Source organism: Salinimicrobium sp. TH3, assembly GCF_026676115.1.
GTDB lineage: Bacteria > Bacteroidota > Bacteroidia > Flavobacteriales > Flavobacteriaceae > Salinimicrobium.
The window spans coordinates 292,286-316,510 of sequence record NZ_JAPONB010000005.1; the positions used below are offsets into that span (position 1 = coordinate 292,286).

The 24,225-nt window shown below is 37.4% G+C and carries 19 protein-coding genes; 5 read left to right on the top strand and 14 right to left on the bottom strand.

What is annotated here, in order from left to right; translation table 11 throughout:
* Nucleotides 1-137 precede the first annotated feature (137 nt).
* The 3 genes from OU683_RS10310 to OU683_RS10320 all read left to right on the top strand — a co-directional run bounded on the left by OU683_RS10310 (nt 138) and on the right by OU683_RS10320 (nt 4,206).
* Nucleotides 138-857: an NUDIX hydrolase gene (locus OU683_RS10310; protein ID WP_268137897.1), complete on the top strand. Its 720-nt coding sequence runs from the start codon at nt 138-140 to the stop codon at nt 855-857.
* Between the two features lie 656 nt (nt 858-1,513).
* Entirely contained in the window at nt 1,514-3,796 is a 2,283-nt protein-coding gene (locus tag OU683_RS10315; protein WP_268137899.1) for a PAS domain S-box protein, read from the top strand.
* Entirely contained in the window at nt 3,793-4,206 is a 414-nt protein-coding gene (locus OU683_RS10320; protein ID WP_268137901.1) for a response regulator, read from the top strand. The genes OU683_RS10315 and OU683_RS10320 overlap by 4 nt, the downstream gene beginning before the upstream one ends.
* 116 nt (nt 4,207-4,322) lie before the next feature.
* On the opposite strand, the gene OU683_RS10325 is transcribed toward OU683_RS10320, so the two are convergent.
* The gene (locus tag OU683_RS10325) at nt 4,323-4,724 is read right to left on the bottom strand and encodes a BLUF domain-containing protein (RefSeq protein WP_268137903.1); all 402 of its coding nucleotides are present in this window, start codon (nt 4,722-4,724) and stop codon (nt 4,323-4,325) included.
* A gap of 355 nt (nt 4,725-5,079) precedes the next feature.
* Here OU683_RS10325 and OU683_RS10330 point away from each other — a divergent pair, with 355 nt between their 5' ends.
* Nucleotides 5,080-6,204, top strand: coding sequence for a sensor histidine kinase (locus OU683_RS10330; RefSeq protein ID WP_268137905.1), 1,125 nt, complete (start codon nt 5,080-5,082; stop codon nt 6,202-6,204).
* Nucleotides 6,205-6,393: 189 nt separating this feature from the next.
* Here OU683_RS10330 and OU683_RS10335 read toward each other — a convergent pair whose 3' ends face one another.
* On the bottom strand, nt 6,394-6,768 hold the full coding sequence (locus OU683_RS10335; protein ID WP_268137907.1) for a response regulator: 375 nt from the start codon (nt 6,766-6,768) through the stop codon (nt 6,394-6,396).
* Between the two features lie 47 nt (nt 6,769-6,815).
* A complete protein-coding gene (locus OU683_RS10340) occupies nt 6,816-11,234 on the bottom strand; it encodes a chemotaxis protein CheB (protein WP_268137909.1) in 4,419 nt (1,472 codons plus the stop codon).
* 542 nt (nt 11,235-11,776) lie between these two features.
* Here OU683_RS10340 and OU683_RS10345 point away from each other — a divergent pair.
* The gene (locus OU683_RS10345; protein ID WP_268137911.1) at nt 11,777-12,946 is read left to right on the top strand and encodes a sensor histidine kinase; all 1,170 of its coding nucleotides are present in this window, start codon (nt 11,777-11,779) and stop codon (nt 12,944-12,946) included.
* A gap of 505 nt (nt 12,947-13,451) precedes the next feature.
* Here OU683_RS10345 and OU683_RS10350 read toward each other — a convergent pair.
* The 11 genes from OU683_RS10350 to OU683_RS10400 form a co-directional block, all read right to left on the bottom strand.
* A complete protein-coding gene (locus OU683_RS10350) occupies nt 13,452-14,144 on the bottom strand; it encodes a GNA1162 family protein (protein WP_268137913.1) in 693 nt (230 codons plus the stop codon).
* Entirely contained in the window at nt 14,141-14,485 is a 345-nt protein-coding gene (locus OU683_RS10355) for a DUF4810 domain-containing protein (protein ID WP_268137915.1), read from the bottom strand. Before OU683_RS10355 ends, OU683_RS10350 begins: the two co-directional genes overlap by 4 nt.
* Nucleotides 14,482-14,808, bottom strand: coding sequence for a hypothetical protein (locus OU683_RS10360; protein WP_268137917.1), 327 nt, complete (start codon nt 14,806-14,808; stop codon nt 14,482-14,484). The genes OU683_RS10355 and OU683_RS10360 overlap by 4 nt, the downstream gene beginning before the upstream one ends.
* Nucleotides 14,805-15,737, bottom strand: a complete 933-nt coding sequence (locus tag OU683_RS10365; protein WP_268137919.1) for a CsgG/HfaB family protein — start codon at nt 15,735-15,737, stop codon at nt 14,805-14,807. The genes OU683_RS10360 and OU683_RS10365 overlap by 4 nt, the downstream gene beginning before the upstream one ends.
* A 547-nt stretch (nt 15,738-16,284) precedes the next feature.
* Nucleotides 16,285-16,503, bottom strand: a complete 219-nt coding sequence (locus OU683_RS10370) for a hypothetical protein (RefSeq protein WP_268137921.1) — start codon at nt 16,501-16,503, stop codon at nt 16,285-16,287.
* A gap of 266 nt (nt 16,504-16,769) precedes the next feature.
* Nucleotides 16,770-19,157 (bottom strand): GumC family protein, encoded by a 2,388-nt coding sequence (locus tag OU683_RS10375; RefSeq protein ID WP_268137923.1) that lies wholly within the window; start codon nt 19,155-19,157, stop codon nt 16,770-16,772.
* 4 nt (nt 19,158-19,161) lie between these two features.
* Nucleotides 19,162-19,941, bottom strand: a complete 780-nt coding sequence (locus tag OU683_RS10380) for a polysaccharide biosynthesis/export family protein (RefSeq protein WP_268137925.1) — start codon at nt 19,939-19,941, stop codon at nt 19,162-19,164.
* 49 nt (nt 19,942-19,990) lie between these two features.
* Nucleotides 19,991-21,337 carry an exopolysaccharide biosynthesis polyprenyl glycosylphosphotransferase gene (locus OU683_RS10385; RefSeq protein ID WP_268137928.1) on the bottom strand — a complete coding sequence of 449 codons (1,347 nt, stop codon included), beginning with the start codon at nt 21,335-21,337 and terminating at the stop codon, nt 19,991-19,993.
* A gap of 12 nt (nt 21,338-21,349) precedes the next feature.
* Nucleotides 21,350-22,156: a glycosyltransferase family 2 protein gene (locus OU683_RS10390; protein ID WP_268137930.1), complete on the bottom strand. Its 807-nt coding sequence runs from the start codon at nt 22,154-22,156 to the stop codon at nt 21,350-21,352.
* Between the two features lie 10 nt (nt 22,157-22,166).
* Complete coding sequence (locus OU683_RS10395) at nt 22,167-22,346, bottom strand: hypothetical protein (protein WP_268137932.1); 180 nt, start codon at nt 22,344-22,346, stop codon at nt 22,167-22,169.
* A 262-nt stretch (nt 22,347-22,608) separates the two neighbouring features.
* Nucleotides 22,609-24,225 (bottom strand): Ig-like domain-containing protein (locus tag OU683_RS10400; RefSeq protein WP_268137934.1); only part of this gene is annotated, 1,617 nt, incomplete at its 5' end.

Here is a 24,225-nt window from a genome sequence, read left to right on the forward strand (position 1 = left end):
GTATATTTGACTACAAGTTTACTTATAAATTTCTGCATTAACAAAATTTTTGTATTAATTTTTTGGAATAATAAATTTTTAAGGAACAATTTTGTAAAAGTGTTTAAAACATTAAATTGGCTCATTAGCTGAAAATCATGGTCAGACAATTTATTGACGAAGAATCGGGAAAAGTAGTAGAACAATCAGTGATGAATTCTATTACTATTGATTGTGTAATTTTTGGATTTGACAAAGGAAGTCTTGAAGTGCTACTCATCAAACATGCTCATGGTATTAAGAAAGGAGAATGGGGTTTACCGGGAGGTTGGATTAAGGAAGAAGAAGGAATTGACACCGCAGCCCACCGTCTTTTACGGGAACTCACCGGTTTAGATCATGTTTATCTCGAGCAGTTAAAGGCATTTGGAGAGCCAGACCGGTTCCCTTTGGGGAGAGTAATTACCATAGGATACTACGCTTTAATCAAGCGGGAGGCATATAATGTTGTGGCAGGCTTTACAGCTTCAGACGTTAGGTGGTTTAAAATTGATGAAATTCCCAGTCTTATTTATGATCACAATGAGATCTTTGATTTCAGTTTAAAACAGTTGCGGAATCGAGTAAGGCAAGCTCCTATAGGATTTAAGTTACTCCCCGAGAAGTTTACACTACTACAGCTTATGCAACTATACGAAGAGATTCTGGGAATCGAAATGGACAAACCGAATTTTCGAAGAAAAATTTTAAAAATGAAACTTTTAGTTGATCTCAAAGAGAAAGAACAAAACGTTTCTCACAGAGCAGCAAAATTATATAAGTTTGATAACGCGGTTTATAAGAAATTGGCTAACAGTGGCTTCAATTTTGAATTTTAGAAATTTGTTGTATTAATTTATAATTCAACTGGAGTAAAAATTTGGACCACCTCTCAGACATAAACATTTCTAAGAGAACCTTAAAGGCAATTGGATTTGTGGTAGTCATTTAGAGCCATTCATTTATGAAGATTGTAAAGCCGATGATTATCGTTTGAAGGAGATCGATCACCAATTCTTCTCCAAATTCAGGTATTTTGACTTAAAGAATCTACTCTTCTCGTTGGCTATAAGCGATTGATGCCGTTGCGCCCCGTTGCAGTGGTTGATATTTTGTCAATTTTTAATGCAATTTAATAAGGAAAGGCCGTTGCTGCCGTTGATGATTATACAGGAGCTGGGAGAAGTATTTTTCCAAAAAGTAAAAAACTCCCTACAGTAGAACGTTTAGCTCTGGAATATCATTCATTTTTCCATTTTCTTGCTCGCCTAAAGTTACGACCACCTTACTTTATTTATAATCTTCAATAACGACTTCGAACAAGAAATCCTAATTAATTCGAAACCTGTTATTGTGGGAAATTGCCTATATAATTTATTCATGCTCCCGACAAATAGAATATTTAATTCGTTGAAGACACCAAAATTAAAACTGAATCTCTTTGCAGGCCGTTATTTAATGTTACCTTCCCGGTTTGATAAAATCCTTTAGCTTAATGAGTTGCTACAAGAACATTTTTGAAAACTTACCCTTTCCCTGCTTATTATTCGAAAAGAAGAATGATGTGTTTATCATTAGTGAGGCGAATACCCTCTACTGCGAAGTAACCAACTTAAACGGGAAAGAACTTAAAGGTAAAATGATTGAAGAAGTTTTTCCGGAAAACCCTTCTTCCTCTTCAGGATTAGAGAGAATTCTGAAATCTTTAGAGACTGCATATAAAAATCAGAAGCCTCATAAAATAAAGATCCTGAAATATGATCTCTATAACGAACAAAATGATAACTACATACAGAAGTATTGGGAAGTGGAGAATATACCCATTAATGATGACGCCAAAGATACCAGGTATATTTTAAATGTGGTAAAGGATATTACAGCCCAAATTTTGGAGAAAGATAGGTGTAACATGCTTCAGGTTAAATTAGACGATAAAATTAAAAAACACGATCAAATAATTGAAAAGGTCACCGATGGGCTTTTTTCTTTGGACAGGGAAGGGAGTTTTGTGAGTTTAAATAAAGGGTTCATTGATATCGCCGAAACTTCCGAAAGTGATTTATATAAAATGAATTTTTTACCGTTTTGCAGTGAAGACCATCGCGAAAAAATCTTAAAAAAATTTAATGCAGCTATAGGTGGAACAAATCAAACATTTGAAGCTGATTTTATTTCGGGAAAAGGTAAAAAGATGGTTCTGGAAATCTCGCTTGTTCCCCTCAGGAATAGTAAAACAATAACCGGGATATATGGTATTGCAAAAGACATAACCAGGCTAAAAGAAAGTGAAGTTGCCGTTTATAGAAGTGAAAGGAAATTTAAGGCTTTGGTTCAGGAAGGATCTGATCTTATAGGAATCCTGGATTTAAACGGAAAATATAAATTTGTTAGTGAAACATCCTCTTCTGTTCTCGGAATTTCTCCAAAGGATTTTATTGGCAAAACTGCTTTTGACTTTATGCATCCTGAGGACCAGGAAAGAGTAATTGAAGAATTTTCGGGGCTGGAGTTTAAAAATCAAATCCAAATAGATCCTTTTCGTTTTAAGAATGCTAAAGGAGAGTGGAGATGGGTTCAAACTAAAGCTACCAATCTTACAAATGATCCCGCCGTTGGAGGTATTGTAACTAATTCTAGAGACATTACCGATCAAATTATCTCTCAAAAAGCGATCAAAGAAAGTGAAGAACGCTATCGTTCCTTTTTTGAAAATAGTTTAGATGCGGTGATGGTTACTATTCCAGATGGGAAAATATTAGCCGCAAACCCCAGCGCATGCAGGATGTTTCAAATGAGTGAAAAAGAACTTTGCTCTGTAGGCAGGAGTGCGGTAACAGATTCCGGGGACCCGCGTCTGACCGCAGCCCTAGATATAAGAAGGCAAACAGGAACCACAAGTGCAGAACTGACTTTTGTTCGAAAGGACGGAACGAAATTCCCGGGGGAAATCACATCTTCTATTTTTAAGGATCCAGACGGAAATTCTAGAAGTTCAATGATTATACGAGATATTACAAAGAGAAAAATTTCTGAAAAGGAACTTCTGGAGGTAAATGAAAGTCTAAGAACCAATACTAAGGAATTGATAAGAGCTAATAAAGGCCTTGAACAATTTTCCTTTATTATTTCCCACAATTTAAGAGCACCTGTAGCAAATATACTTGGATTAACGCAGCTACTTATTGAAGAGAGTTACTCGAACGATATGAAAATTAATTTGAGAAAGGAAGTTGAGTCAAATGCGCAACGTATGGACAAAGTAATTAAAGACCTTAATCAAATTCTCCAGTTAAAACAAGATTTTAGTGAAGCTAAACAAGCTATAAATTTTAATGAAATTGTTCAATTTATAGAAATTAGTCTTCACGATATATTAGAAAGAGAAAACATAAAGATCGTGACCAATTTTGAGGAAATTAATCAAGTTAGGAGTGTACGAAGTTTTATCTACAGCATCTTTTATAATCTTATCTTTAACAGTATCAAATACCGTCAACCCGGGGTTGATGCAGAGATAAAAATAACTTCCAAAAAAGAGAATGGAATTATAAGCTTGATATTTCAAGATAACGGTTTAGGAATGGATTCTTCAATAAAAAAGGATGATATTTTTAGCCTTTATAAGCGCTTTCATCACCATATCGAAGGAAAAGGTATGGGCCTATTCATGGTGAAGACCCAGGTGGAAATGCTTGGCGGAAAAATAAATGTATTGAGTAAAGTCAATTGTGGATCTACATTCATTATAAAATTCAGTAATAAAAAATTTAAATTATGATAAATGGCGTGCAACATTACTTAGTAGTTGATGATGACAGCACCAGCAATCTTCTTTGCAAATTGATCATTCAAAAATTTGACGCAAAAGCGATAGTAGCTTCATATCTCAGACCAGAAGAAGCTCTGGAATACATCATTGAAAAATATTCAAAAACAAATAAGTCTATTCCTACTATTCTGTTTCTCGATGTAAATATGCCAACTATGACAGGCTTTGAATTTCTGGACAGGTTTTTAAAATTCAACACAGAGATCCAACAACAATTTACTGTATATATTCTTAGCTCTTCCATGGAAGATTTTTCCTCTGAAAGAAAGAAGTATCCTTCTATTGCTGATTTTCTATCTAAACCTCTTATGGTTTCCCACTTGAAGGAAATTCATCATCAAAAAATCAACGTTTTTTAGAGTTAAACTTTAAACCTGTGAAATTTCTTTTCCCTTAGTGAAGAACTGTTTTTAGAATAGTACAGGCTGATTTTTATTAAGTTAATTATCATAGAACGCACGTCGCCGATAAATAACTATACCATCATTAACTCCACCACTCTTTTGAGAGCTACTTGAGACTCAGGATTTAATACTTCAATGTAGTGCAGATAATTTTTTAATTTAGCTTCATTAAACCTCTTGATATCTGTAATAAAATCGGTCATATATCCATCAAAAGGAAGTCTGGAAACCGGTTTCTCCAGGAATTTAATGATATCGTGGTGCCGGGAATCTTCTGCAATTTTTCTGTATAAATCTTCAATAATATTCTTTTCCCCTTCGATGAGTTGAAAAAAACTTCGTTCATTATAGAGCAGGATACCGGTAATATCCCGGCTTTTATTGAATTCGTTTGTTTTGGTCATAATATCGCTAATTGATTGATCTTTCAGCTCCAGGTTGGCTGTACTAACGTAGGAAATGGCATATCTCATAATAACTGATTTTAAAATTTATAAATAATTATTCTTACAGGAATGATCTTATCCCGAAGAATTGCAACAACCTGGTAACTTACGGCTAATCAAGACAATAATACTCCTGGATCTCACAATTGGCAGTAGATTAACCTGTCTTTGATGGTAGAGAAGTGGATCGGTCAGGTGAAGGGGTGACCGTTAAGAGTGTTGAAACCTTTTGTGATCTTGCCTTGGGGATAATTGTGTGTTATTTTAATAGACGCTGATATCTCTTTCTCCAGGTATTCTCAATGAATATCTGTTAACACTATCTAAATCATTAGAAGATTATCCTTCAAAGCAATACCTTATAAAAAATAGAAAAATATCTATGAAATTTACCAACTTTATTAAAAACAATAAGGAAGATATCTCTAAGGAATGGGTGAAGTACGCCCGGGAAAATATTGATGGTATTAATAAGCTTGAACTGAAGGAGGTTCAGGATCACATAGGCCAAATGCTCGATAGAATCGTAGAGAGCATGGAAACATTGGAAACAGATGTACAGCAGGAGGAAAAATCGAAGGGTAGGAAGAATATGCGGTCTGGCGAAAGCAAGGCTGCCCATCAACATGGGGAACAGCGGGCAGATGTAGGTTTTAATATCATGGAATTAAGTTCTGAATTCAGGGCTCTACGGGCAAGTATTTTACGACTTTGGGAAGCACATAGTAGAACAAAAAAAATGGAGACAGATTTCCAGGATATGATACGTTTTAATGAGGCTATTGATGAGTTATGGATGATTTCCCTGGAGCGCTTTGACAATAAAGTCGAGGAAAGCAAGAATTGGTTTATTGGTATTTTGGGGCATGATTTGCGTAATCCTCTCGCAGCCATTTCGGGTGTTCAATCAATCCTTAAGTTGTCTAAAAATTTGTCGGAAAAGGAAAAATCCCTAATTGGGAGATCCGACTCCAGCGTAAAACGTATGAAAGAATTAATAAACAACCTTTTGGAGTTGACAAATTTAAGGTTGGGCAGCGGAATAACCATCAACAGGTCCCCGGTGGATCTTTCAGAACAGAGTGTGAAAATTGTTCAGGAAATACAACTGGGTTACCCGGACTCTGAACTGATCGTCAAAACTCCAGGTCCCGTACAGGGTGAATGGGACATTGTTCGGTTGGATCAATTAATGACAAATCTTATCACAAATGCCTTACGACATGGAAATCCGGGAGGCCCTGTTACAGTGAGTGTATCGGCAAAAGGCAATGAGGCATTTTTTCAGGTTTACAATGAGGGATCTCCGGTGCCGGAGAATATAAAAAGTTTGATTTCTACCGGGTTTTCTAACAAGCTTAATAGGGATCCGGCAAAAAAGGATAGCTATGGACTGGGCCTTTACATCGTAAAAGCTATTGTAGATGGCCATAAAGGACGAATTGAATTAAAGAGCACTAAAGAAACAGGTACCACTTTTACAATTATTCTTCCGCGAAAATTATAGCATCAAAAGATCTAGGTTTAAAAATTCAATGTTATAATTTCTAGGATTCAATTTCAGCAATTCCAATACTTTAATAGTTAGACTCTTTCTTTTAGAAAATTGGAATACAGGTTGATCATCAATGAGCAAAGGGGCAAGTTGTAGCATTGCTTTGGCCGGAAAAATGATATTTGGTAGTGCTGAAATGACCTAACCTATTCCCATAGTACATTTATTTATTTTTTGCAATAATTCATCCATTTCAAAAGGTTTGGCAATAAAATCATTGGCACCAGCTGTCTTGCATCTTTTTCCCGCATCGTGAAGGGCAGACATCATGAGTATAGATACCTGACTAATATTTTTGTCGCTTCTAATCCTGGCACAAACATCGGTGCCATTCACCCCAGAAATGAGCATGTCCAGAAGTACCAGATCTGTACCATGAGCAGTAATATTTTCTTCAGTTTTTCCTGGCTCTTGAGAAAATATTACTTCATAACCATTCATTTCCAGCAGCATTTGGAGCATTTCCCCGATCGACCTATCATCATCTACTATTAAAATTTTTGTATTCTTTATCATTATATTCTGATTTATAAAAAGTTATTTCGACATATGCAGGCAGGCATCTATATTACACAAGGCAGGGAAAAGGTAAAAACGGAACCCTCACTTATTTTACTCTCTACTGAAAGGGTTCCCTGATGCCTGTTTATGATCTCATTGGAAAGGAACAGTCCTATTCCAAAACCGGAATAGGTATCTTCCCTTTCCCCGGTCACCCGGTAAAATCTGTCAAAAATCTTACATAGATCATTTTCAGCTATTCCTATTCCATGGTCCTTCACACTAACAGCAACACAGTTATTTTTTCCTTTCTCGATTTTCACTTCCACCGGTTGATGGTTAGAGGAATATTTAATAGAGTTGGTAATCAGGTTTATTAATACCTGTCCAATCCTATCCTTGTCTGCACTAATGTTACACCTGAAATCATGTTTTACACTTATTTCTTGTCCAACTTTGGAATGTTTTATGTCCTGTATGGTTTCATCCACTAACTCATTAATGTTAAAGACTTTATTTTGGAATACCAGCTTGTTGTCCTCCAATCGGGAGAGATCCAGTATTTCGGAAATAAGCCTGGAGAGTCGTCCTATTTGGACATCGATTCGCTCCAAAGAAGTTTTCAAAGGCAGAGATTCCAGAAGTATATCTTTATCTTTTTTTAATAAGCTCAATAGTAATTGCACATAACCTTTTATAGAAGTAACAGGGGTTTTGAGTTCGTGGCTCACCATTTTAAGGAAATCTTCCTTGCGCTTTTCCTCATCCTTTAATTTCTGAATTTCTATTGCTGAACTTATCCAGAATTTGATCTTTCCTTTATCACTTCTTAGTGGGACTGCTCTGTCCAAATGCCATTTATATTCTCCGTTTTTATTTTTACTGCGAAACTCCATTTCAAAATCCTTTCCTGTAGTTAATGAACACTTCCAGGAGATTAGAAAAGCATCAAGATCATCGGGATGAATACAATTTTGCCAGCCCCTTCCCTCAAGTTGCTGCTGACTCTTACCGGTATCATTAAGCCATTGTTGGTTAAAATAGTAAGCGTTCCCCTTGTCATCTGTATTCAGTATTTTTTCCGGCATGAGATCGGCCATTTTTCTAAAATGGGATTCACTTTCCTTTAGTTTTATATTGAATTCTGCCTGCGGGGTAACTTCTGTAGCGATATCTACGATTCCGGTAATCTTGTTATCAGAATCCCGCTGAGGGTAGTAGGTGAAATTGTAATAAGAGCGCTCTTTTTTTCCATTCCGAACTATATCAACAGGCATTTCATAAGCCTTGTGTGGCTCTCCTGTTTTATAAACCTTATCCAATAATTCTTTAAAACCTTGTTCCCTCAATTCCGGCAAAGCTTCCAGGATTGGTTTGCCAATCACTCCCCTGCCTTTTCCCCAGGTTTCCAGAATAGCATCGTTCGCTATTTCTATAGTATGATCCTCTCCTGTGAAAGCGGCGATCAGGGAAGGGGAGGAATAAATTAATTCATAGTAAAGGCGCTGAGTTTCTTCAATTTTCTTAGCTGCTTCTTTTTGGTCTGAAACGTCCCGGCTTATTTCAGAAACCCCAATAATTTTACCACCTGAATCTTTTATAAGTGAACCGGTGAGCGATACCGGAATCCAATTCCCGGCTTTTGTGATCCTTACCGATTCGAAATTATTTATCTTTCCTTCTTCTTTAATTATGGTAATCTTCCTGTCTTCATTTTGCTGGTACTCCTGGGGAATAAGGATTGAAATGTGTTTCCCAACAATTTCTTTTGATTTATACCCAAAGATTCTTTCCGCTCCATTATTCCAACTGGTTATGATTCCTTTGAGGTTTTTGCTGATAATGGCATCCTCAGAAGATTCTACAACAGCTGAAAGTTGCGCATTTTTATCACCCGTTCTTTTTAGTTCGGTAATATCCTGAACTGTTAATAGGATCTGGTCGACTTCACTTCCGGAAGTATTAAAATATCCCGCGCTTAAAATCAAACTTTTGACACCAACACCATGGAATTCATGGGTTATCTCAAAATTTTTAATACTTTCTTTTTCCGGTTGTAGATTTTCCAACAAGGTCCTCAATTCGGGAATATCCCATTGTTTGTTTCCTATCTCATAGATCAATTTGCCCGTTGTCTCCTCTTCGTCGATTTTAAATGTCGTGTAAAAAGCTTTGTTGGCAGAGATCAAATGCAGTTTTTTGTCCAGGATCAACAAGGGTTCCCAAATAGTATCTACCACGATCTCAGAATAGTTCCTGGCGCTGGTAAGTTGGGAATTAAGATTCTGCAATTCCTGGTTTAAGCTGGTGAGTTCCTCATTGGTACTTTGCAGTTCTTCCTGGCTGGTCTCAAGTTCCTCGTTCACACTTTGTAGTTCTTCGCTGCTACTTTCCAGTTCCTCATTGCTGCTTTGCAGCTCTTCATTGACCGCCTCCTGATCTTCGGTAATGCTGCGCATATCTTCCCGGGTTTGGGATAGTTCGCGTTCCAGTTGTTTTATGCGCCCTCTCTCCTGGGGGGTTGCAGGGGTCTCTTCCCTGGAGTAGGTTTGGCCATGGTCATGAAAGAGGATCAAATAGTGCTGTTCCAAAAGGTTGGGTAAACAAACAGCCTCTATAGAAATATTATGGGTTTGATTATTAGATTCTATTAAAAGATCCTTTTCTACTGCTGAAGACTCCCCATCCCGATGATCACTCTCATTTTTCTTGACCTGGTGTAAAATATTACGCAGCTCAAAAGCCAATCCCAATTTTGCCAGTTTTAAAAGGTTATGTGTAGGCCTTCCCGGAGCCTGGAAAAGAAATTTACTGGTATCGCCTCTAAAAAGCACAATATCCAGATTTTCATTGACCACTACTCCTGGTGGAGTATATTTTTTGAGCAGAATGTCGTCTGCAATCTTTTCAAAGTCGGTGCGGGTATTTTCTTTTCCTGGATTGGTGTTGGTGCCTTTCGAATTTAGTTTGCTCGGTTTGCCGGTCGTGAGCACGAATCTGGCCTGGGTGTCTTTAGGGGAAAATATTTTAAAGCGCTTTTCTGAAGGAGCAAAGAGATCTGGTACATTACTTACAGCTTCAGATTTTCCCAGCAATAAAAATCCTTTCCGGTTAAGGGCATAGTGAAAAGTAGTAAGGGCTTTATTCTGTAGGTAAGGCTGCAGGTATATTAATACATTACGGCAACTTACAAGGTCAATTTTTCCGAAGGGTGGATCCATGAGGAAATTGTGAAGAGCAAAAACACATATTTCCCGTACCTGCTTGATCAGCCGATACTGGCCGTTCTTTTTAGTAAAGAATTTTTCTAACCGCTCAGGAGAGAGGTCCTGTACTTCACTTTTTGTATAAATTCCATTTCGGGCTTTATCAATGGCAGGCGGGCTAATATCTGTACCAAATATCTGGATCCTTTCCCCGCGTACCGATAAAGGATTATTTTCCAAGAATTCCAGAAGACAAATAGCAATCGTATAGACTTCCTGCCCGGTACTACAACCGGCCACCCACACACGAATAGGTGCTCCTTCATTTTTATTCTTGACTATTTCCGGAATGGTGGTACTGCATAATTTTTCAAAAACCTTTTGATCCCTAAAAAAAGTGGTCACGGGAATTAATAGGTCTTGATACAACACATCCTGTTCTGAGGTATCAGATTTCAATTGCTCAAGATATGTGGCAGGATCTTCATGAGTGCCAAGAGCTATCCTGCGAAGGATCCTCCTTTGAATGGTAGATTGCTTGTAGTAGGTAAAATCTGTCCCCTTTCGGTGCTGCAACAAGGCAAGAATTTGTTTAAAAATGTTCTCGTCCTGCCCCTTGGATTCTTGATCTTTAGTCTTAGTGTCCTTAATTCTGATCTTTTGAACAGTTTCCAGGATCTTTGCAGGAATTTTATCTGGCGGCAGAATAAAATCCACCACCCCTGCATCTACCGCACTTTTAGGCATTCCATCATACTCTGCCAAATCCAGGTTATGGGCAAAGGTTATTCCGCCATGCTCCTTGATAGCTCTTAAGCCTTCGGTTCCATCAGATCCTGTCCCCGTCAATACGACCCCAATGGAATGCGACTGGTGCACCCAGGCAAGGGAGGTGAAGAACAGGTCTATGGGCAGGTTTTGTAATTTTTCATCTTTATGAGGCCTGGGGCTGAGCTCCAGTTTTCCATCATTAGATAGGAGCATTTTATTGCTGGGAATGATATAAATGTTATTTGGCTCCACCTTTATCTCATCTGAAATTTCCTGCACAGGGATGCCGGTGACCTTCTGCAGCAGTTCTGGCAACAGACTGTCGTGGTTAGGAGCCAGATGCTGCACCAGGACATACGCCATCCCGGAATCTTCCGGAATAGCCTTGATGAACTGTTTAAATGCCGCCAAACCGCCAGCGGAAGCGCCAATGCCCACTACCGGAAATTTATTTTCAGATTTGGTGAGCGCCTCATGGGGTGTCTTATGTTCAGCTACTTTCATATATCAAATTGGGGGAAAAACTAAAGGTAAGCTATACATAAGGTTATATAGGTCATATTAACTTTTAAAGTGATTCTGGATCAATCTTTTATGATTATTAATGAACTACGGAGATTGAAACTGATTTATGTAAAAGTATACTGACTTTACCAGAAACTTTGACAATTTTAGACTTGGGCCAACCTACCGGTAACAAATAAACCCTGCGGAAAGGTTTAAAAATGTCATAAGGTTTAGGTTAATTCTTATCGTACAATCAAATGCACTACCTTTATAGCCTCAATAAATCGATAGGATACATAATTTAATCGATTAATTGCATTAATATCATTTTTACAGAGTAACGTTCAAGTAAAGAATAGAATTTTCTGATCACGCTTTTCTGAGATTGTGTGGAAAGGGATATTGAAAAAGGGAATATATCTGCAGCATTTTAGAGGAAGTCGGACTTTCTTTTGACGGAAAAAGACTTTGAAGGAAACAAGAATTCTAATTAAACGCCTTACCTGCTCAGAAATAATATTTACCTAATAAAACCTTATATGTCAGATACCTTTATCCCTTTTAAAAATACCCCTGCAAATTCTACTGAACAAATGGCCAGAGAATTTAAATTTGTTATTGATCTTATGCCCCAGATGGTTTGGGCTACCCAGCCCGATGGTTATCATGATTTCTACAATCAGCGCTGGTATGATTTTACTGGTCTCAATTATGAGGAAACAAAAAATAAGGGCTGGTCTCTGGTTCTACACCCCGATGATTATGAACGTTCGTGGAAAGTTTGGAAACATTCCCTTGACACAGGAGATCCCTACGAAATTGAATATCGCATGAGAAGATTTGACGGGAAGTACAAATGGTTTCTTGCCCGCGCACAACCACTAAGAGATGAAAAAGAGATCATTGTCAAATGGTTTGGCACCTGTACAGACATTCAGGAGCAAAGAGAAGTCCTGGCAGAACTTGAAGCGGTTAAACAAAATCTTTGCCTTTCCAATCAGGATCTGAAAAAATCAAATAATGAATTAAATCGTATTAACCAGGAACTGGATAATTTTGTTTATTCTGCATCTCATGATCTTAAAGCTCCTTTAAATAATATCGAAGGATTAATAGGCCTGTTGGAACCTTCCGAGGAAGGAGAATCTGATCAAGCCAGAATCTTAAATTTAATAGATGATTCTGTAAAGCGTTTTAAAGAAGTTGTGGATGACATGGCCCTCATCGTTCACACAGCAAAAAATAAAGATGAGGTGATTCATGTAGATTTCCCTGTTCTACTAGGCGAAATCAGCAGCGACCTGAGACATCTTATTTCTTCGACAAATACGGCAATGACCCTTGATCTGGATATTAAAACTTTTGAATATCCGAAGAAAGAAATAAGGAGTATACTGTTTAACCTTATTTCCAATGGGATAAAATATAATAATCCTAATCGAACTCCAGTAATTACTGTTCGAACTAAATATGCTTCTGGAGGGATCCTGCTGGAGGTGGAAGATAACGGGCGGGGAATTGACCCGGAATACATTCACGAATTGTTTAATAAATATTTCCGTATCAGCTCCGATGTTGAAGGTTCGGGATTAGGTTTGTTCATTGTGAAAAAAATGGTAGAGAACAGAGGTGGAAAAATAGCCGTTGAGAGTGAAGCAGGAACAGGTTCTCGTTTTTCTGTATTTCTGAAGACGATGAATGAGGTGTAGTCGACTAAACATATCCTTAGTATACTTTAAGTTATGGTAGTGCAATTTAGATACTGGCATATAGGAATTGGCTTTGTTTTAATTTCAAATGAATAAAAAGGAAGAGGAGCGAGTGCATAGAAAAATTCATTTCGAAGCCATTTTAAAGATCTGAATGCTAATTTCAGAATCTAAGGGGTATGATGAGATGTTTCGAGGTTGACGAGGAAAAATTTAAGAGCTGGGAGAGATATTACCCGTAAGGCCTTTGCTTACAGCTGCTATTACCTGGACGAGGGTTCGGGAGCCTTTTTAAGTAGCCAAATTCACTCTGCGGTTGATTTCAGTAAGAAAATCATGGCGCTTAGACGAGGGTTCCGTTCCTGCAAGAATAGAATAATTAGGACCAAATAAGTTCGATAGCCTCCGGGTCCACGATCAAGCGCAGCTAAGCTGGGGATTAAAACAGGAAATCCCGCCAAACTTAGTTTGAGCGGGATTTTTTTTCAGTATTAAATTGAGTGAACTAGTAGGCCTGATTCTTTAAACGAACCTGAAATTCTTTAGGACCAGCAAGTTCTTCTCCGTCAAGCTTAAATTTTGGACTATACTTCCCGGTAGGTAGATCCTGAAAAGTATATGCATTACAGGCCTTGGCGACATCCACGTATTTAGTCGCAGCCGTATTAAGTGCAGATATCGCAAGATCGGCCACAAGACCTAACACGCCCCCGGCACCGGTACTTACCGAAGCGTCATAAATCACCTCCCCTTTTCTATTATAGAGGACCTCATTAGTCATTGTTGATTTAATAATATATTCCACTTCAACCTTGACAGTAGCTCCAATTGAAGACTTATCCCACTTATTGATAACAGTAAAAACAGCCAGGTCGGCACCAAAGATCTCCCCAAAAGGTTTTAGTGATGAATCTAGAAATAATTCTGCGTCATAGGCACTTTCCTTCTTTAAAATTTCCATTGATAGAAACGGAGGAATGACATAATATCCGGCATTGGCCAGAGGAACATTTAATGTGGTATGGAAATATTCTTTTGCTTCAACATTAGTAGTTCTGTTGATTGGTGGCATCAATAAAACAGTAAGAGACTCTTGCTCATACATTTGTGGATAGGCTGCAGACTTAGCCACTTTTGGTGCACTACAACTGGCAAGGCTCAAAACAATTAAACAGGAGATAAACAGTGCTTTTTTCATAACTCGGTCATTTTTAAGATTCTGTCAATAAAAATTTTAGATTCGGGATAAAGCTCCATTTCCTTAGCCAGCATGCCTTTCCCTTCGGCTACTCTTCCCGTTTTCATTAGAATAAACCCATAATCAGCGTGGATTCCGGGGGGAACAATACCTCTCGTGCCCTTCTGTTTTGAGATCACTTTTTCATAATTCTCGAGCAGAGTCGCTAAGGATGCTTCGTCACTGTTTTTGATATAGTTGTAGCTGGCAGCTTCGTATTTTTCCCAGGAATATAATTTTTTAGGGGCACTACAGGACGCAGCCAGGATTACTACGCTAAATATTAAGATTGCTTTTTTCATGGAAGGATTATTTTTTTAGTCTCTTGAGTGGATACAAAAATTCTTTTTTTATAGATCATTTCGCCATTGTGAATAACCGAGACCACATGAGGTCCTGTTGCAATGGCGTAGACTTTACCTGTGGGTTTGTTACTATGATTTTTTTGCACTTCTGCTGAAAAAGAAGTTTTATCATCGATATTTACCTCTACACCCGTATCGTAATCTTTTGGATTACCCAGGAAAACCAGGAAGGCCTCATTTTCCAGACCTGCAGTGGTGGTTTTTACACCGGTACATCCTACTGCCGTGAACACAGCAAATAAAAGGATCAGTTTTTTCATATTTTAGTTTCTTTAATGTAATAGCTATCCAGGTTACCGCTGTCAATCGCTCCTTCTACAAAGGAAACCATTGAGAATTCGGACTGCGGAGTTTCACCCCCCATATAAGTTATTTTAACCTTCCCGACAGTTTTACCCGGCAATTCGACCATCATACCCGTTTGCGGATTCTTTACACTTTTACCCTTTTCAACGACTTCAAAAACATCATTAACTTTTATCCCCTGACTGGCACCTCCGGATATCAAGATCCCATCCTGGTCGTAAGTAAGGAAGTATGATTTCCATGGCCTATCCATACAGTTGTTGATAATATTTTCAACAAGCTTGGAAATTGCCACCGAAATTGCTTTGTCACTAAGGGTTGCATCATAATCTGCACGTTCTCCAAGTCCCATGACGGTCTTGTTGGTAGTTTCGGCCTCACCTTTTGCTTCTTCAGAATAAATGATCTGCCCGGTAGAAACATCTACCAATCGCAGGCTTACCCCTGCCTGTACGGTTTGAGTTTTGCTTCTGGAAAAAGCATTCACATCACCAACATTTTTACGCCCGAATTCAGTAACCGAACCAATAATGAGGTAATCTGCCCCCACCTTTTGCCCCTGGTTTTCGGAGAGCCTGTACTCCTCCATTATTTTATCCATCTCCTGCCGTTCCAAAAGAATAAATTTATTTGAGGAAGCCAGCTTGGTGGTTAAAATATCCAGTGCCTGATTGGTAATCGGATCATTTTCCTTGTCATAAAAGATCCCTTTAGCGTACTGGGTCTCATTAGAAAATCTTGCAATAGCTACTTTTCGCTTCAATCCCTGCGCCTCAGGTTGTTGCAATTCCATGACCTGGGGTTCCACCTGAACCACTTTTTGCTGCACAGTGCAGCCGATGAGGGTGCAACCAAGTGCGAAGTTCATTAGAGTTTTTCTCATTGTACAATAATTTTGAATAGAATTTTTCTACCGGAATACCGGATCATCTCATTTGAGATAAATCTGGTAGGGCAGAATCTCAAAATGGCTACACAAGAATAAGAAAAATATGTTAAAGTATATTAAATTAATGGTAATATTTAAATTTTCTGCACCATACGATTAGAACCTATCTTCAAAGCACAACATCTAAAGAATCTGGTATTAGGTGGAAACCCTACGTCTATAAACAGAAAATCCCGCCAAACATTAGTTTAGCGGGATTTTCTGTAATATGAAACCCTCACCTCAGGGACGGTAAAACAATAAATGGGTAGAAAGTTATTATGAAGTAAGCGAAGTAACCCTCTCAGACTATCCTAGCTTAGCGCAGGAAGGCGAGTGTTAAGTAATATTTATTTAACTAGATGACAAAAAACCGGATTGATCCCAATTTTATTAAATCTCGAATGAAATATTGTAAGAAATAGATATGAAAAATTAGAAGAATTTTTAAACTAAATCATCGTTTACAGGAAAAAACTTCTATAATCTAATATAGAAGAACTTAAGGTTTGACCTTAAGTTCTGGTATTTCTTTCATTTTGCCATTTTCTTGTTTACCCAAAACAATGACCTCTTTATTTTCTTTATATTCCTCTATTGCCATTATTAATTGGCTTCTGGTATCTCTTCGAATTTTAATACCTGATTTTTGAGTTTTACTTTTAACCTCAATATAATAACCATCTCTGAGGTCTGTTGGTTTTGTAGAAGGTCTACCCATAATATTTATTTTTAAAATAGCAATCAATCATTGTACCAAGATTATGGGAAGGATGTGTTCAAAAATTTTAAATACTTAACCAGGACCATGTTTCATCATAGGTGATCTTTCAAAGGCTTTAAGTATCTAAGGACGATGAGGTAAAGATTTCAAACGTTGCACCTGTTATATGAAGGTACGAGATAAAGATCTGCCATTTTTGCAAACAATTTGTTGGCCTTTTGTCCTTGTTAAATTATTACATATCAAATAATCTTCAGGTTTATTTAATAGTAAATCGGTTCGGGATCTCTACTCCTTTTTAACCATGAACTTTTTTTATCTTGTACATATCCATAACCATATTTAGACCCATACCCCAAATGCGTTGGTTTGAGATCATTAAGAACAAAACTAATATTATTGAATTTCCCCTCTTTTAAACAATCTAGAGGAAATTCCAGTAGATCTTTCTCTGTAAATCCTGATCTTACAATAAAGAGAACAGCATCGGCATACTTGGTTAGTAATGAAGTATCTGCTACAGGCATAGCCGGTGCTGTGTCAACCACTATAAAATCATACCTCATTTCTAAGTCTTTGAAGACCTTCGCCATTTTTTCCTGTTTCAAAAGTTCATAAGGGTTTGGAGGAATACTTCCGGAAGTAAGAACATCTATATCCTTATGAAGATTGGAAGGCCCTAAAAGGAATCTTAAGCAAAGGTTATCATTAAGCAAATAGTCGCTTAAACCCAGTAGATTATCACTATTCGCTTTGTAAGCCTGAAGTTTTGGATTACGTAAATCACCCCCTAACAAAAGCACTTTTTTACCTGAATTCGCAAGTGTAATTGCAAGATTAACAGAGGTAAAAGTCTTTCCCTCTCCCTTTGTAGTGGAGGTAACAAAGAGGACAATACCTCCTGTCTTTTCCTTAACATTTATTAAAAGATATTGAAGGTTAGTGATTAAAATTCTAAAAGATTCTGCAAGAACAGAGCGATCCTTACCTCTTATTAAACCATCCCTTTTTCTCTTAATCTTCGGGATCATTCCTACTACAGGAATTTCTTTTGAGAAACCTTCAATATCGCTTTTGCTCTTTACTTTATCATTGAACATTTCTTTTACATAGAGAACCGAAAAAGGCAAAAAGAGTCCCAGAATAAAAGTTCCCAGATAAATATTCCTTGCGCTGGGGGCAACGGGATAATCTGTAAAATAAGCTCTGTCAACTATTTTTGCTTTAGGCTCCGTAACTGCTAAGGAAAGTGAATTCTCTTCTCTCTTTTGAAGCAGAAACAAATAAAGTGTTTCTTTTATATTCTGTTGCCGTTCAATTCCTCTGTATGCACGTTCTTTAGAAGGGACCGCATAAATTTGTGACCCAATACTTGAAGATTGCCGTCTCAATTCTTCCTGACTTATTTCAAGATTGGAATGCATTGTTCTTAAGCTCTGAACCACATTATTTTTAATTTGTTCAATGTTGTTATTAAGCCTTATAACCATTGGGTTTTTTTCACTTGAACCTCCCAAAATCCTATTCCTTTCAAGCACTAAATCGTTGTATTCATTGATTTGCTGGTTCACCCCCATCTCAGAAATTCCCAAATTGGTTGGTAAAAGATCCGATTTTGAATTGGATCCTATATATTCCAACATCGCCCCGGCTAGTTCCAACTGGGTACCGATTTCTTGTCTTCGCTTATTATATTCGTTGGCATTCTGAATAAATAGTTGAGACTGGGCCTGTATATCTGTTAATAGATTTTCTTCCTTGAAGGTCTCTTTCCCCGTCTCAACCGAGTCCAGTTCTCCATTGATTATGGAAAGACGCTCATTAATAAAATTGGCAGTGTTGCCCGCAATAAGATTTCTATCTTCAATAGCGTCTCGGTTATACTCCAAAATCAACTGATCAAGGATATCCCGTGCTTTTTGCCTTACCGGATCCTGTAATTCTAAATTCATAAGTCCTGAAGACTTTGCTTCTTGAACTAAATTAATGCTGTTGCGGTAATGTGCAGCTACCTTTTCTATTGTTGAAAAAGTAATTATGGTCTGATCTGATAAGCCTTCATATTTGGGTAAAGAGGTTGCTCCCAAAACTATGTCCGCAAATTCTAGCTTCACTGGTGTACCAGATTTTACTTTAATTGACTTTATCCCTTCAAGATCACTAATAATAAAATCCGAACCTTTTTGGGTGATCTTAAAGCTAGCCCCCCCTAGTTCCTGCAGCCGAGCTTCATCCATGCGCAAGACTTGCATAGAAAAAGGTATATTGTCATATATTTCAATAGTTCGAAACTTACCTTCCTTAAAATACTGGTATTGAATATTTAAAGATTTAACTACCTCGGCCATTAATCTTCTAGATTTTAAAATACCAATCTCGGTATCAAAATTGTTCGCTCCCATTCCCCCTATCCCTAACTCGGAATAAATAGCCTCACCTACCCCGCTGTCGACAGATTTATCTTTAATTATTATGCTCGCTTTTGCACTATAAACCGGAGTGGTATACCTGAGGTATAAGAAACCAAGCGAGAGAAAGACTGTTAACGAAAGAAGAAACCAGGGCCAATAATGGAAGTATTTTACAAGCTCCTTCTTCAAATTCAGCTTTTCAGATCTTGGTCTGTTGGAAAAATTATTTGTACCAGTCATAATTTTATTTTGTAAAGAGAACTACTAGGGAAGCAATAACAGATGCAATAGAAATATAAGTGGCTGCTATATTGGTAGAACCGGCAGCCTGTCTTCGAGAAGATCTTGGTTCTACATATATCACATCATTCTGCCTTAGGTTGTAGTAAGGGGAATTAACTACGTTGGCATCCGTAAGATCGAGATAAGCATAAGTTTTCACTCCTTCTTCTTCCCCAAGAATCAAAATATTATCCCTTTTCCCAAATATTGTTAGATCTCCCGCCATAGCAATTGCTTTAGACAAGTTAATGTGGTCGTCGTCAATGGAAAAAGTACCAGGACTGTTTACCTCACCCAATACACTTATCTGGAAATTAAGAATACGCACATTAATAATAGGATCTTTTACATATTCCAGAATCGATTTCCGAATTTTCTCTGCAAGTTCAGTTGTAGTAAGCCCTTGTACTTCCATAACACCAATGACAGGAAATTGTATTGTTCCCTCGCTTGAAACAAGATAAGTCTCAAGTTCAACGCTTCCTCCTACTCCGGCTTCAGAAGCTACAGATTTTGTAAGATTAAAAGGGATCGTAGCCTCCTGCTCGGGAGCTGAAACTCTTATCGTCAATTCATCATCTGGCTGAATTTGTAGGTTGTCGTTTCTATTTCGTTCTACACTTTCTCTTAATTGGTCAACATTCTGAAAATACACCATGTTTTTTCGAGTGACGCAGGAAGAAACTGTTAATAAAACAATTATTAAAACAAAAATCCTGTTGATGGTATTAGAACTTGTCATAGAGCTATTTTTGATTGAATATAAGGTAGATATACCTTAAGATCTATTGTTAAAAAGCTTTTTCTTCTCCTGTAAAAGCGTTGTATATGGTATAATAGATAATTTTAAGATCTAAAAGGATATTCCATTTTTCCAGATAAAAAATGTCAAGTCTTGTTCTGTTGATAATATCCGACTTACGGGTAATTTCTCCTCTATATCCCTTTATTTGCGCCAGTCCTGTAATACCGGGTTTGGCAAAATGTCTCACCAGGTATTTATCCACCGTTTGAGAAAATTCTAAGGTATGAGCTTCCATGTGCGGTCGTGGCCCTACCACTGTCATATCTCCAAGAAAAACATTAAAAAATTGCGGTAACTCGTCAATACTTGTTTTTCTTAAAATCTTACCAATCCTGGTCACTCTTAAATCATTCTTGGTGCACATCCTGATATTTGCCTCAGGGTTTAAAAACATTGAACGAAATTTATAACAGTAGAAGGATTTTTTGTTATATCCATGTCTTAGTTGTTTAAAAAACAAGGGATCTCTAGATTCTAACCGGGTCAAAATATATACTAATGGAATTGTCCAGGATAAAATAAAAATTATAACAAAGGAGGAAAAAATAATATCGAAGATCCGCTTTCCGTATTTAGCATAATTTTTCTCCAGGGGAGAGTTTCGAAGGTTTAAAACTGGAACTGTGCCATATATCTGCACATTCATTGCTCTGGTAAAGATCTCCTTGTTATCGGGAACAATTTTTATTTTCTTGAGATTATTATCTGCAAAAGCAATTAGTTGATTAATCTCTGCCTTTGATAACTGAGATGCCATACAATAAATTTCTTCAATCTTATTCTGCTGAATAAAGGTAAAACAGTCTTTAATCTCTCCCCGAAAATCTTCACCATCATATTTACGGTCATTACTAAAATACCCTTTGTACCTATATCCAAAATCCGGTTCTTCGAAGACTTTTTTTATTGCTCTGCTGTTTTTATCATTCCCAATAATTATCACATTTATATAATTGCCCCCTTCCATTCGGTACAACCTCCTTGCAGTAAAAAAGAACCAGCGATAAAAGGTTAAGAGAAAAAATAAAAAAGAAAGCACAAAAATTTGGTAGCTAAATGAAAAATCGACCTTTGAGAAAGGAAAAATGGCAAAGTAAGCAAGGGTGAAAATAAAGTAATGTTTTAAAAATTTATGAAATTTGGTGATAAATTTCTCTTTCCTTTCGATGGTGTAAAAATTCAAACCTATTGCGGCAATTAACCAAGCGAGATTATATGAGATAATAGCAACAGCATTAAGATAAGTGTCCGGGGTTAAAAGGAACAGGGTCACATTTATTGTAATCAAATGAGCCAGTACAGAGAATGGTATAATAAAATGAGCCCCTTTCATGGTTCATATTTTCTAATGTGTGGAAACAGTACCTGACAACTTATTGTAGGATTTTTCTTTAGTCACGTCTTTTATAAGAGGTAACAAATATTGAGGGATTTTTCTGGCGATTTTACAGGCGAGGGTAAATACTCCGTTTAATTTGTACATTTTTATAATTCGAAGATCTTCCTTTGACTTCTGTATTTGGAGTTTTGCGGAGGTGCTTAGGCCGCCCAATCTCATTTTAACTACCCACTCATCCAAAAAATGTTTCTCTAAGTCATTATTACTGAACCATCTTAGTGATATTTCGTAATCACTTGCTATTGTATAGCCATCATTATAAACACCATAGGCTGCAAAAATCTCTCGTCGCACGAAAATGGTAGTATGGAGGGGTATCCATCCATAGAACAAAAATTTTTTATTAAAGGGTTTAGATGAATAGACCCTTTTAATTCTTTCTGGATGTTCCTGATCAACAAACAAACCTTTTGCATAGACCAGATCTGCACCAGAAGCTTTGAAGGCATTTGCCACTTTTTGTAAAGTATCAGACTCAAAGAAAAAATCATCTGAATTTAGAACCCCTACAATATCTCCTGTAGCATTTTTGATCCCTTTGTTGTACGCATCAAATACTCCTTCGTCCTTTTCAGAAATATAATAAGCAAGTTTGTCCCTGTATTTTTCTATTTCCTCTTGAGTTCCATCAGTGGATCCACCATCAATAATTATATGTTCCACGTCTGGATAAGTTTGATCAAGAACAGATTGAATGCAATGTGCAATACAATGCCGCCGATTATAAACTATGGTGATGATTGAAATTTTCATATTACTAAAGTTATTTTTTGCTATAAGTATGATGCACAATATTTATTGTCATCCCTAACCAAACCAGGTTGTAAAGAATTAGAGCCAGGGTGATTTCAATTGCTTTGGATGCGGTCAGAAAAAAAGTTATATCTACTATAAGCAAGTGTAAAAGAGAAGAAAATGCAATTAAAGATGATAAACGTTTCATAACTGATGTTTTTATAATTAGATGATCACTTTATAAAGGGAAGACTTCAATATTACTGTGGTTAACAATTTTAGAATCGTTCTTTTATAAAAATGAAACCTGTTAATAGAAGAACCAGAGGACAAGGCTTATCACCTTATTCTTGGTATTAACTCAGGTAAAATTGTAATACAGGTTACCAGAACATTATTTTGAAGTGGACTTTATTTCCCTACTTCTGTTATGGCATGGGATCGAGATTATTTTCCAAAAGATTTAAAAGTTATCTTTTTAAAACAAACCTAAGGACAGATTTATCATTTCCTGTTTCCAGTGCAATTAAGTAAATTCCATCAGAAAGATTTTCAAAATCAAAATTGTAAGAATATTCTTTTCCTGCCTCAGCCTCACCTGCCTTGAGGTGGGCAATAAATATCCCCTTAGAATCATAAAGGTTTAGGTTGAAAAAATCTCTTTTTAAAATAACAAAGTGAACAGTTGCATTGCCAGATGTGGGATTAGGATAAGCAAAGAAACTTTCCTCTGGTTCAACATTTAAATAAACCTCTGAAACTTTTGTCATTGATTTAGCCGAGGCGGAAAGAGCGGTCGCTAATACCACGTTTGTATAATCGGAAGACAAATTACCCTGAACAGCTTTTAACCGGTAATATAAAATACCACCGCCTTTTTTACTATTTAGATTCCTGTCCTCATAAAAAGTTGTGTTTGGCCCTAAACTTATAAAATCCAGCCGCCCTGAAAAATCTGCCTTTGTTGAACGCTCAAGAATAAATCCGTCTTCTGCCAAACTGTTATCCGTCCAGGATAAGTTGACCTGGGTTGTAGACACCCATTGAGCAAAGAGATCACCAGGAGCTTGCAAAACAGCTGGAGCATTTACTGTTATAGTGACTACCTCCGAATTAGTTACTGCTCCAAGATTATCGGTAGCTTGCGCTGTTAATAAGTAAGTCCCTGAAGAAATATTGTCCCAGTTTACTGAAAAAGGATCGCTAACATCTTCACCAATAAGGATGGTTCCATAATAAAATTTAACGCTGGTAACGCTTCCATCTGGATCAGAGGCATTGGCCTGAAGAGTTATATTTGCAGGAGCCGTGAAAGTTGCATTATTTTCGGGAGCACTAATTGAAACATCTGGGGGCAAATTACCTCCAGGTTGAGAAACAATTACAGTTACAGCTTCAGAGGAGCCAATACCCCCCTTGTCATCCAATGCCTTTGCCGTGAAAGAATATGTACCCTCAGGAACATCGCTCCAACTAAATTCATAGGGGCTTTGCAAATCCTCCCCTAATTTAGATTCATCATTATAAAATTCCACTTTTGTCACAACTCCGTCAGAGTCTGAAGCCGTGACTAGAACATTGATAACAGCAGGTACCGTATAAGTTGCATTACTAGCGGGAGAAATAATGTCTACGACCGGAACCACGTTCACAGGAGCTGTACCTTCAGTAACTGTGAACTTATTAAAAGAGGAATATGATCCTGCAGGTGAGTTTAGAGTTATTCTTACATCTTTTGGCAACTTGCCGTTTACATATGGGACCCGTACCTCTATGCTTGTCGAAGACACAGAAAGTATTTCTGCAGTTGAAGAGCCAAATGACACACCAGTGACATTCTCCAGGTTTTGCCCATTTATTAATGTTATACTACCCACAGGCCCTAAGGAAGGGATAAAGCTGGTAATAACTGGAGTTCCCATGACATTTACGGTCACTACTGCTGAAATGGTCCTCTCCTGCTTATCATCGGTCGCTACCGCAGTCAGAGCGTAAGTTCCAACCACTGCGCCGGTCCAGGTGAGACTCCAGCCATCATTACCATCGCTGTCTATTCCAAGGGAATTAGTGCCTTCAAAAAATTCCAC